At 71.5% G+C, this 11652-nt stretch carries 8 protein-coding genes and 1 riboswitch; of the genes, 3 read left to right on the top strand and 5 right to left on the bottom strand.

Translation table 11 applies throughout. The features are described from left to right. Positions 1–229: 229 nt before the first annotated feature. Positions 230–1240, bottom strand: coding sequence for a polyprenyl synthetase family protein (locus IE273_RS19070; protein WP_014674300.1), 1011 nt, complete (start codon positions 1238–1240; stop codon positions 230–232). Positions 1241–1783: 543 nt separating this feature from the next. Further along, positions 1784–1965: riboswitch (cyclic di-AMP (ydaO/yuaA leader) on the top strand. Between the two features lie 5 nt (positions 1966–1970). Here IE273_RS19070 and IE273_RS19065 point away from each other — a divergent pair. Beyond that, the gene (locus IE273_RS19065) at positions 1971–2462 is read left to right on the top strand and encodes a transglycosylase SLT domain-containing protein (RefSeq protein ID WP_189816406.1); all 492 of its coding nucleotides are present in this window, start codon (positions 1971–1973) and stop codon (positions 2460–2462) included. A gap of 40 nt (positions 2463–2502) precedes the next feature. Here the strand turns inward: IE273_RS19065 and IE273_RS19060 are convergent, their stop codons facing one another. Continuing rightward, positions 2503–3315, bottom strand: coding sequence for an HAD family hydrolase (locus IE273_RS19060; protein WP_189816405.1), 813 nt, complete (start codon positions 3313–3315; stop codon positions 2503–2505). Positions 3316–3659: 344 nt separating this feature from the next. Between IE273_RS19060 and fahA the strand changes: the two genes are divergently transcribed. Next, positions 3660–4877, top strand: a complete 1218-nt coding sequence (gene fahA / locus IE273_RS19055) for a fumarylacetoacetase (RefSeq protein ID WP_189816404.1) — start codon at positions 3660–3662, stop codon at positions 4875–4877. 302 nt (positions 4878–5179) lie between these two features. After that, positions 5180–6127, top strand: a complete 948-nt coding sequence (locus IE273_RS19050) for a M56 family metallopeptidase (protein ID WP_189816403.1) — start codon at positions 5180–5182, stop codon at positions 6125–6127. A gap of 60 nt (positions 6128–6187) precedes the next feature. On the opposite strand, the gene recQ is transcribed toward IE273_RS19050, so the two are convergent. The 3 genes from recQ to IE273_RS19035 form a co-directional block, all read right to left on the bottom strand. Beyond that, a complete protein-coding gene (gene recQ / locus IE273_RS19045; protein WP_189816402.1) occupies positions 6188–8224 on the bottom strand; it encodes a DNA helicase RecQ in 2037 nt (678 codons plus the stop codon). Between the two features lie 205 nt (positions 8225–8429). Then, on the bottom strand, positions 8430–10079 hold the full coding sequence (gene nuoN / locus IE273_RS19040) for an NADH-quinone oxidoreductase subunit NuoN (RefSeq protein ID WP_189816401.1): 1650 nt from the start codon (positions 10077–10079) through the stop codon (positions 8430–8432). Then, positions 10076–11647: an NADH-quinone oxidoreductase subunit M gene (locus IE273_RS19035; protein WP_189816400.1), complete on the bottom strand. Its 1572-nt coding sequence runs from the start codon at positions 11645–11647 to the stop codon at positions 10076–10078. The genes nuoN and IE273_RS19035 overlap by 4 nt, the downstream gene beginning before the upstream one ends. Between the last annotated feature and the right edge of the window lie 5 nt (positions 11648–11652).

Here is an 11652-nt window from a genome sequence, read left to right as displayed (position 1 = left end):
TCACGCTGGTCCACTGCTCCGCTGGTCCACCCTGAGCCGCCATTCTCACCCGAAACGGTGAGGAGTGGTGATTTCCGTGGTGTCCATCTGACCAAATCGGCTGTGAACAAGCGTCAGACCTCGGAGCCAACTCCGTCTACGCCTGCGGTATGACACCCGGCGGTGGTTTCTCCGCCCGACCCGTAGGGGTCGTGCCGGACGCCGGGGCCCGTACGGGTGACCGGCCGGGTCAGCCGGCGCGGTGCACGACCGCGTCGCACAGCTCGATCAGCGCCGCCTTGGCATCGCACTCGCGCAGCGGGGCGAGCGCGGCCCGCGCCTCCTCCGCGTACCGCACGGTGTCCCGGCGGGCCTGCTCCAGCGCGGGGTGCGCGCGCAGCGCGGCCAGTGCCTGGGCGTGCCGGGCGTCGTCGCTGAGGTCGGAGTCCAGCAGCTCGCACAGCGCGACGTCCTCGGGCAGGCCCAGCCGGGCGGCCCGCTCACGCAGCCGGAGCACCGGCAGGGTGGGGATGCCCTCGCGCAGGTCGGTGCCCGGGGTCTTGCCGGACTCGTGGGAGTCGGAGGCGATGTCCAGGACGTCGTCAGCGAGCTGGAAGGCGACGCCGAGCCGTTCGCCGTACTGGGTGAGGACATCGACGACCGTCTCGTCCGCGCCGGACATCATCGCGCCGAACCGGCACGACACCGCCACCAGGGAGCCCGTCTTGCCGGCGAGCACGTCCAGATAGTGCTCAACCGGGTCTCGGCCGTCCGAGGGACCCGCGGTCTCCAGGATCTGGCCGGTGACGAGCCGTTCGAACGCGAGTGCCTGCACCCGGACCGCCTCGGGGCCGAGGTCGGCGAGGATCTGGGAGGCGCGGGCGAAGAGGAAGTCGCCGGTGAGGACCGCGACGGAGTTGCCCCAGCGCGTGTTGGCGCTGTCCACGCCACGCCGTACGGCCGCCTCGTCCATGACGTCGTCGTGGTACAGCGTGGCCAGATGGGTCAGCTCCACGACGACGGCCGAGGGCACCACGCCCGGCGCGTAGGGGTCGCCGAACTGGGCGGCGAGCATCACCAGGAGTGGCCGGAACCGCTTCCCGCCCGCCCGCACGAGGTGCTGCGCGGCCCCCGTGATGAACGGGACCTCGCTCTTGGTGGCTTCGAGCAAGCCTTCCTCGACAGCCGCCAATCCGGCCTGGACATCGGCTTCCAGAGCCTGGTCCCGCACGCTCAGCCCGAACGGCCCGACGACGGTCACGAGGGGTCTCCTGTCTGCTGGTGTCTGCTGGCGATTACACGGTTTGTCGATAGGTCGCTGCCCTCACTCAAGTCAGCGTATCCGGTCCTGTTTCGATCACCGATAGCGCCCACCGGTCCAGCCCGGGCGATACCGGATCATGACCGGCATGGTTTTGATCACACAGTGTGAGCGGATTTTTCTCCATATAAGAGTAATCCGGACACTGTGCCCGCACCTCGGCAACGACGCTCCCCCCATGCCCGGTTCCGCCATCTCCCCGACTTCCGACGCGAATCCCTCTAATCCCCCATGTCCGAATTGAAACTGTTTGCTATTTCGTGAGTTGGGTCACGCTCCCGGCCGACCCTCCTCCGCGGGCCGACCGTCGTGACTCCTTGCCCCGTCGGCGAGTTGAGGATTGGCAACCGCAAAGGATCAAGTACCCCATACGCTGTCGATCAAGGTCAAACCGCACGTTGTATGAATCCGGCCCTTGTTCCCGACATGTGCTCTCGCATACGTTCCGGGCCGTCGGGCGGACGCCGAATCCTGCCGCCGCCCGCATACCCATCGACGAACTCATTCGTACGGCAGGAGCGGGGGACCCAGGTAAGCCGCCGGTCCGGAACGGCACACGCCGCGCCGGGACGGCCAGGGGTGAAGCCATGCCTCCGTCAGGAGCACGGCCGGGCACCTCCCCGCCCGAACCCGACAGCTCACCTCGCAGGCGCCGGAGAGGAACGCCCCCATGTCTGCTGTCGCCCAGCCCCGCCGTACCCGGAACAGCCGCCTCGTCCGCGCGCTCACCGCCGTCGGCACCGGTGCCGCCGTCCTCGCCCTGCCGCTCATCGGCGCGGCCAGCGCCTCCGCGGCCCCCAGCACCGCCACCACCACGGCGGCCACCACCCCCGCCGGCTACCCGGACAACCTCGACGGCTGGATCCGCGAGTCGCTGGCGGTCATGGCCGAGAAGCACATCCCGGGCACCTACAACGGCATCTACCGCAACATCATCCGCGAGTCCTCGGGCAACCCGAAGGCCATCAACCTCTGGGACTCCAACGCCGCCAAGGGCATCCCCTCCAAGGGCCTGCTCCAGGTCATCGACCCGACGTTCAACGCGTACCACGTGGCCGGAACGTCCTTCGACATCTACGACCCGGTCGCCAACATCACCGCCGCCTGCAACTACGCGGCCGCGCGGTACGGGTCCATCGACAACGTGTTCAGCGCGTACTGACCGGCACGGGCGGCCGGGCCGGACGCTCCCGACATCCCGGTCAGTCGGCCGGGAAGAGTCCTTCGAGGACGACGGCGATGCCGTCGTCCTCGTTCGACAAGGTGACCTCGTCGGCCACCGCCTTGAGTTCCGGATGGGCGTTGGCCATGGCCACACCGCGCCCGGCCCATTCGAACATCGGGATGTCGTTGGGCATGTCACCGAAGGCGAGGGCCCGTTCGGCGGCGATCCCGAGCCGTTCGGCGGCCAGCGCCAGCCCGGTCGCCTTCGTCACCCCGCACGGCTGGAGCTCCACCGTGCCCGGCCCCGACATGGTGACCGTCGCGAGCGAGCCCACCGCCGCTCGGGCCACGGCCGCCAACTCGTCGTCGGACAGCGTGGCGTGCCGCAGCAGCACCTTGCTGATGGGCGCGCACCACAGGTCGTCCCGCCGGCCGACCCGCACCGCGGGCAGCGTCGGGTGGGGCATCCGGTAGCCGGGCTCGATGAGCGTGAGCCCGTCCACGCCGTCCTGGTCGACCGCCGCGTAGACCTGCCCCACCTCCGCCTCGATCTTGCCGAGCGCCGTCTCGGCCAGCTCCCGGTCCAGCCGGACCGACCACAGCAGACGGTCGGTCGCCGCGTCGTAGACCTGGGCCCCCTGCCCGCACACCGCGAGCCCGGCGCGGCCGAGGTCCGCGAGCAGCGGTCGCACCCGCGGGGCCGGGCGGCCCGTCACCACCAGGTGCCGGGCGCCGGCCCGCGCCACCCGCGCGAGCGCGGCGAGGGACCGGTCCGAGACGGTGTCGTCGCCGCGCAGCAGCGTCCCGTCCAGGTCAGTGGCGATCAGTGCATATGCCGGGGTGGGTGCCATGATCAGAGAATACGGACAACACGCTCCGCCGACTCACCCCTCATGCCCCGCACTTGCGTACCGCTCCCGCCCAACCCCTCGCCGCGGACGGCGCGATGGGCGGTGCGCGGCCGTGGGCCGCGGCCGATGCGGGACCGGGCGCCGTGAAGCGACCTTGAGCAGAGGGCTGCCGTCCTCTGCCTCTGCCTCTGCCTCTGCCTCTGCCTCTGCCTCTGCCTCTGCCTCCAACCTTTCGATCACCTGGTGAGGCACTGCCCAAGACACGCGGCTCGGCCGTAACGTGTGGCCCGACCACATGGAACGCAGTGCCATGCATGGCCCGGATGAGAGTGAGGCAGCACCCCATGCCCCCCTTCGACGTCCCCGAGGGTGACCCCTTCGGTCCGCGCAACCTCCCCTACGGCGTGTTCTCGCCCTCCGGCAGCACGGAGCGGAGGATCGGCGTCCGGCTCGGGAACCACGTCCTCGACGCGGGCGCCGCAGCCGCCGCGCTCGGCTCGCCCCACCAGCCGCTGCTCGCCCGGCCCACCCTCAACCCGCTGCTGGCCGCCGGCCGCGCCACCTGGTCGGACGTACGGCGCGCCCTCACGTCCTGGGTCACGGACCCGGCGCACCGCACGGCCGTCGAGCCGCTGTTCCACCCCCTGTCCGAGGTGACCCTGCACCTTCCCTTCGAGGTCGCGGACTACGTCGACTTCTACGCCTCGGAGAACCACGCCCGGAACGTCGGCCGGATCTTCCGCCCCGACGCCGAGGACTCCCTCACCCCCAACTGGAAGCACCTGCCGATCGGTTACCACGGCCGCTCCGGAACCGTGGTCGTCTCCGGCACGGACGTCGTACGGCCCTCCGGGCAGCGCAAGGGCCCGGCCGACCCCGCGCCCGTCTTCGGCCCCTCGATCCGGCTGGACATCGAGGCCGAGGTCGGCTTCGTCGTGGGCGTGCCGTCGCGGCTCGGCACCCCGGTGGCGCTCGGCGACTTCCGGGAGCACGTCTTCGGGCTCTGCCTGCTGAACGACTGGTCCGCGCGGGACATCCAGGCCTGGGAGTACGTCCCTCTCGGCCCGTTCCTCGGCAAGTCCTTCGCCACCTCGGTATCGGCGTGGATCACCCCGCTGGAGGCGCTGGAGCACGCGCGCGTGGCGCCTCCGGAGCGCACGCATCCGCTGCTGCCCTACCTGGACGACTCGGCGCCCGGCACCGAGCCCGGCGGTTACGACCTCCGCATCTCGGTCGCGGTCAACGGCCATGTGGTCTCCGAACCGCCCTTCTCCACCATGTACTGGACCGCCGCCCAGCAGCTCGCCCACCTGACCGTGAACGGCGCCTCGCTGCGCACGGGCGACCTGTACGGCTCCGGCACGGTGAGCGGTCCCACCGAACGCCAGCGCGGCTCCCTGCTGGAACTGACCTGGAACGGCCGCGACCCCCTCGAACTCCCCGACGGCAAGCGGACCTTCCTGGAGGACGGCGACGTGGTCACCCTGTCGGCATGGGCCCCGGGCGCGGACGGCAGCCGGGTGGGGCTGGGGGAAGTCAGCGGGCGGGTGGTGTCGGGCTGACACCGCGGAGGGTTGCCGGGCGGGGGTTGCCGGGCAGAGAGCGCCGGACAGAGGGCGCCGGACGGACGGGCCGGGCGGACCGGGTGGCAGGCGGGCCGGGTGGCTTGCGTAGCGGGCCGATCGGTCGCGGCGGGGGTCGCGGGCCCGGGTCGGTCCCGGCCGATCGGTGTCGACACCTGACTCCGGCCGCCCGTCTTCGTCATACTGACGGGGCACGCACCACGCGCGAGCCGCCGTCGCGTGACGCGTGCCCGGCACCACCGTCACCCGCACACCTCTCCGACCAGAACCGGAGCCCCGGCATGACTGTCTGCCTGCTCCTGCTGAGCGTCGTCGCCCTGACGGCCGCCGTACCGGCGCCGCGCGCGCTGACCCGTGCCGCCTGGCCCGAGCGGGAACCCGTGGTCGCGCTGTGGGTGTGGCAGTGTCTCGTCGCCACCGTCCTGCTGTGCTGCCTGACCGCGCTGGTCCTGGGCGCGGCGGCCGTCTTCCACACCGTCCGCGACCATGTGTTCGCGCCCGCGCCGCCCGCCGTCACCGCCGCCTACGACCTGTCCACCGCACCGGGGTGGGCCGCCGCGCTCACCGTGCTGCTGGCCTGCGGGGCCGCCTGGACGACGGCGATGCTGGCCCGCGAACTCGTCGAGGCCCGCCGCAGCCGCGGCCAGGCCCGAGCGCACCTGCGCGAGCGCGCCCCCGAGCTGCCGGCCGGACTGCCGGCGGCGCGCGGGCCGATGCTGGTGCTGGAGGACGAGTACCCGGACGCCTGGTGGATGCCGGGGCACCCGGCCCAACTGGTCGTCACCACAGGCGCGTTGCACCGCCTCACCGACCTTCAGCTGGACGCCGTCCTCACCCACGAGCGCGGGCACGCCCGCGCCCACCACGACTGGCTGCTGCACCTGTCCACCGCCCTCGCCACGGGCTTCCCGCGCGTGCCGCTCTTCGCCCACTTCTGCGACCAGACGCACCGCCTGGTCGAACTGGCCGCCGACGACACGGCCTCCCGGCGCTGCGGGCACCTCACCACGGCCCTCGCCCTGATCGAGCTGAACCAGCACCGGGGTGTCCTGTCCTGCGACTCCAGCCGCCGCCTCCTCGGCGAGCGCGTCGACCGCCTGCTGGAGCCGCCGCCCCGGCTGCTGCGCCGGCACCGGGCGCTGACGACGACGGTGGCCGCGCTGGTGCCGCTGCTCCCACTGCTCATCACCTTCGCCCCGGGCCTGACGGCACTGTCCTTGAGGGTCTGACGGCACCGCGCAGGCTCCGCCCCGGGGTCCTGGGCTGTCCCGGGGGTCCGGGCCTCCCGGTTATATCCAGTCGTCCGGTTCCGGCTCGTCCGTCGGCTCGGGCCAGTCGGCGTCCTGGCTGTCGGCGGCGGCCGGGGCGTCGGCGGTGGCCAGGGCGGCAGCGGCGGCCGGGGCGTCGGCGGCCACCGGGGCGGCCCCGTCCAGGGAGGCCAGCACCTGGATGACCCCTTCGCCGTACGTCGCCAGCTTCTTCTCGCCGACGCCGTTCACCGTGCCCAGCTCCCGCACCGACCCGGGCCACCGGGTCACGATCTCGCGCAGGGTGGCGTCGTGGAAGATGACGTACGCCGGGACGCCCTGCTCCCGGGCCTGTTCGGCGCGCCAGGACCGCAGGGCCTCGAAGGCGGGGAGCAGCGCCTCGGGCAGCTCGACCGCGACGGCCTTGGCCTTGCGGTCGCCGCCGGAGGAGCCGGTGGAGCGCGACCGGGAGGCGGTCGGCTTCTTCGGCTCCTTGCGCAGCGGCACCTCGCGCTCCCGCCGCAGCACCGAGCCGCTCGCCTCGGTGAGCACCAGCGTGCCGTACTCCCCCTCGACCGCGAGGAGTCCCTGGGCCAGCAGTTGCCGGATGGCCCCGCGCCACTCGCCCTCGGAGAGATCCTGGCCGATGCCGAAGACGGACAGCTGGTCGTGGTCGAACTGGATCACCTTGCCGGTGCGCTTGCCGAGCAGGATGTCGACGATCTGCATCGCGCCGAACTTCTGCCCGCGCTCCCGCTGCAACCGCACCACCGTGGACAGCACCTTCTGCGCGGCGATCGTGCCGTCCCAGGTCTCGGGCGGGGTGAGGCAGGTGTCGCAGTTGCCGCAGGCCGCGGCCTCGGGGTCCTGGCCGAAGTAGGCGAGCAGCTGGCCACGGCGGCACTGGGCGGTCTCGCACAGCGCGAGCATGGCGTCGAGGTGGGCGGCGGCCCGGCGGCGGAACGCCTCGTCGCCCTCGCCGGACTGGATCAGCTTGCGTTGCTGTATGACGTCGTTCAGGCCGTACGCCATCCAGGCCGTCGACGGCAGCCCGTCGCGGCCCGCCCGGCCGGTCTCCTGGTAGTACCCCTCGATCGACTTGGGCAGGTCCAGGTGAGCGACGAAGCGTACGTCCGGCTTGTCGATGCCCATGCCGAAGGCGATGGTCGCGACCACGACCAGGCCGTCCTCGCGCAGGAACCGGGCCTGGTGCGCCGCGCGCGTGGCCGCCTCCAGGCCCGCGTGGTACGGCACCGCCTGGACGCCGTTGGCGGTCAGGAACTCCGCCGTGCGCTCCACCGAGTTGCGCGAGAGGCAGTACACGATGCCGGCGTCGCCCGGGTGCTCCTCGCGGAGGAAGGCGAGCAGCTGCTTCCTGGGGTCGGCCTTGGGCACGATCCGGTACTGGATGTTGGGCCGGTCGAAGCTGGCGACGAAGTGCCGGGCCGTCGGCAGGTTCAGCCGCTGGGTGATCTCCTGGTGGGTGGCGCGGGTGGCCGTGGCGGTGAGGGCGATCCGCGGGACGTCCGGCCAGCGCTCGCCGAGCAGGGACAGGGCGAGATAGTCCGGGCGGAAGTCGTGGCCCCACTGGGACACACAGTGGGCCTCGTCGATCGCGAAGACGGAGATCTTGCCGCGGGAGAGCAGGTCCAGCGTGGCGTCCACGCGCAGCCGCTCCGGGGCCAGGTACAGCAGGTCCAGCTCGCCGGCCAGGAACTCGGCCTCGACCATGCGCCGCTCGTCGAAGTCCTGGGTGGAGTTGATGAAGCCGGCGCGGACACCGAGGGCGCGCAGGGCGTCCACCTGGTCCTGCATGAGGGCGATCAGCGGCGAGACGACCACGCCCGTGCCGGGCCGGACCAGGGCCGGGATCTGGTAGCACAGCGATTTGCCGCCGCCGGTCGGCATGAGGACGACGGCGTCGCCGCCCGCCACCACATGCTCGATGATCGCCTGCTGCTCGCCCCGGAAGGCGCCGTATCCGAAGACCCGGTGCAGCGTGGCCAGCGCCTCGCTGTCGGCCGCGCCCGGCCCCTCGGTCACCTGTGCCATCTCGCTGATACCGCCCGTCACGCCCATCGTCCTGTCCCCCGTCGGTCCCCCGTGTGTCGTCTCTCGACCGCTGCCTCCACCATAGGGGTCCGGACCGACAGTCCCGGAGTTATCCACAGGCTCGGTCGTTTCCGTGCGGCATCGGTCAGCCGTCGCCGGCGTGACCCCGGAGAACACCGCTGCCCGGCACCCTCCGGTGAGGGTGCCGGGCAGCGGCGCGGGCCCGCGGGCGTCAGCGCACGAAGACCCCCGCCTGGTTCGCCAGGTCCAGGAAGTACTGCGGCGCCACGCCGAGGACCAGCGTCACGGCCACGCCCAGCCCGATCGCGAGCGTGGTCAGCGGTGACGGGACGGCGACGGTCGGGCCCTCCGGCCGCGGCTCGCTGAAGAACATCAGCACGATCACGCGGATGTAAAAGAACGCGGCGATGGCCGAGGAGATCACACCGATCACGACCAGCGGGGCCGCGCCGCCGTCCGCCGCCGCCTTGAACACGGCGAACTTCCCGGCGAACCCGGAGGTCAGCGGGATACCGGCGAAGGCCAGCAGGAACACCGCGAACACGGCCGCCACCAGCGGCGAGCGACGGCCGAGGCCCGCCCACTTCGACAGGTGGGTCGCCTCGCCGCCCGCGTCGCGCACCAGCGTGACCACGGCGAACGCGCCGATCGTGACGAAGGAGTAGCCCGCCAGGTAGAACAGCACCGACGACACGCCGTCCTTCGAGGTGGCGATCACACCCGCGAGGATGAACCCGGCGTGCGCGATGGACGAGTACGCCAGCAGCCGCTTGATGTCGGTCTGGGTGATGGCGACGATCGCACCGCCGAGCATGGTGATGATCGCCACGGCCCACATGACCGGCCGCCAGTCCCAGCGCAGCCCGGGCAGGACGACGTACAGCAGGCGCAGCAGCGCGCCGAACGCGGCCACCTTCGTCGCCGCGGCCATGAAGCCGGTCACCGGGGTGGGCGCGCCCTGGTAGACGTCGGGCGTCCACATGTGGAACGGCACCGCGCCCACCTTGAACAGCAGGCCCATCAGGAGCATGGCGCCGCCGACCAGCAGCAGCGCGTCGTTGCCCATGGTGTTGGCGAGGGCCGGGTCGACGTCGGTGACCGTGCCGTCGACGACCTGGGCGATGCGCGCGTACGACATCGAGCCCGCGTAGCCGTACAGCAGCGCGATGCCGAACAGGGTGAACGCGGAGGCGAACGCGCCCAGCAGGAAGTACTTGACCGCGGCCTCCTGCGACATCAGCCGCTTGCGGCGGGCCAGCGCGCACAGCAGGTACAGCGGCAGGGAGAAGACCTCCAGGGCCACGAACAGGGTCACCAGGTCGTTCGCCGCCGGGAAGATCAGCATGCCGCCGACCGCGAAGAGCAGCAGCGGGAAGACCTCCGTGGTGGTGAAGCCCGCCTTCACGGCGGCCTGCTCGCTGTCGCTGCCGGGTACGGAGGCGGCCTGCGCGGCGAAGGAGTCGACCCGGTTGCCGTGCGCCGCCGGGTCCAGGCGCCGCTCGGCGAAGGTGAACAGGCCGACCAGGCCGGCCAGCAGGATCGTGCCCTGGAGGAAGAGGGCCGGGCCGTCGACCGCGATGGCGCCCATCGCCGCGATGTGCGCCTTCGTGGTGCCGAACCCGTCGGCCGCGAGCGCGACGACCGCGGCGAACGCGGCGCACAGGGCGACGACGGACACGAACACCTGCGCGTAGTAGCGGGACCGGCGCGGCACGAACGCCTCGATGAGCACCCCGACCAGCGCCGCGCCGATGACGATCAGCGTCGGCGACAATTGTCCGTATTCGATCTTCGGCGCGTCGATCTTCGAGATCGGTTCGGCCGCGGTTGTCCACAGACTGTGGACGGCTGGTGCGCTCACTTGGCCGCCTCCACCTCGGGCTTGGGGTCCTTCTTCTGGACGTCGGACATGGTCTGCTTGACCGCCGGGTTGACGATGTCCGTCACGGGCTTCGGATAGACGCCCAGGAAGATCAGCAGCACGATCAGCGGGGCGACGACCACCAGCTCACGCACGCGGAGGTCGGGCATCGCGGAGACCTCCGGCTTCACCGGGCCCGTCATCGTCCGCTGGTACAGCACGAGCGTGTACAGCGCGGCGAGGACGATGCCGAAGGTGGCGATGACGCCGATCACCGGGTAGCGCGTGAACGTGCCGACCAGGACGAGGAACTCGCTGACGAACGGCGCCAGTCCGGGCAGCGAGAGGGTGGCGAGGCCGCCGATCAGGAAGGTGCCGGCGAGCACCGGGGCGACCTTCTGCACGCCTCCGTAGTCGGCGATGAGCCGGGAGCCGCGCCGGGAGATGAGGAAGCCGGCGACCAGCATCAGGGCGGCCGTGGAGATGCCGTGGTTGACCATGTAGAGCGTGGCGCCCGACTGGCCCTGGCTGGTCATCGCGAAGATGCCCATGATGATGAAGCCGAAGTGCGAGATCGACGCGTAGGCCACCAGGCGCTTGATGTCCCGCTGGCCGACGGCGAGCAGTGCGCCGTAGACGATGCTGATGAGCGCCAGGACGAGGATGACGGGCGTCGCCCACTTCGACGCCTCCGGGAACAGCTGGAGGCAGAAGCGGAGCATCGCGAAGGTGCCCACCTTGTCGACGACCGCGGTGATGAGGACGGCCACCGGGGCGGTGGACTCCTGCATGGCGTTGGGCAGCCAGGTGTGCAGCGGCCACAGCGGCGCCTTCACCGCGAAGGCGAAGAAGAAACCGAGGAACAGCCAGCGTTCGGTGCTGGTCGCCATGTGCAGCGAGCCGTTCGCGCGGGCCTCGGCGATCGCCGTGAGCGAGAAGTTCCCGGCGACCACGTACAGGCCGATCACCGCGGCCAGCATGATCAGACCGCCGGCCAGGTTGTAGAGCAGGAACTTCACCGCCGCGTACGACCGCTGCGTGGCGGCCGTCTCCTCGCCGTGCTCATGGGCACGGTCCCCGAAGCCGCCGATGAGGAAGTACATCGGGATGAGCATGGCTTCGAAGAAGATGTAGAAGAGGAAGACGTCGGTGGCCTCGAAGGAGACGATCACCATCGCCTCCACGGCCAGGATCAGCGCGAAGAAGCCCTGGGTGGGCCGCCAGCGGCGGCTGCCGGTCTCCAGCGGGTCGGCGTCGTGCCAGCCCGCGAGGATGATGAACGGGATCAGTACGGCGGTCAGCGCGATCAGCGCGACCGCGATGCCGTCGACGCCCAGTTCGTACCTGACCCCGAAGTCCTTGATCCAGGCGTGGGACTCGGTGAGCTGGTAGCGGGAGCCGTCCGGGTCGAAGCGGACCAGGACGGTGATCGCCAGGGCGAGCGTGGCGAGCGAGACGACCAGCGCCAGCCATTTGGCGGCGGTGCGCCGGGCGGCCGGTACGGCGGCCGTGGCCACCGCCCCGAGGGCCGGGAGCGCCGCCGTCGCTGTCAACAGGGGGAAGGACATCGGTA

Origin of the sequence: Streptomyces olivaceoviridis, assembly GCF_014650115.1 — a bacterium.
In the GTDB taxonomy this organism is placed as follows: Bacteria; Actinomycetota; Actinomycetes; order Streptomycetales; family Streptomycetaceae; genus Streptomyces; species Streptomyces olivaceoviridis.
The sequence above is the reverse complement of the archived record's forward strand: the minus strand, read 5'-3'. Positions and strand labels throughout refer to the sequence as shown.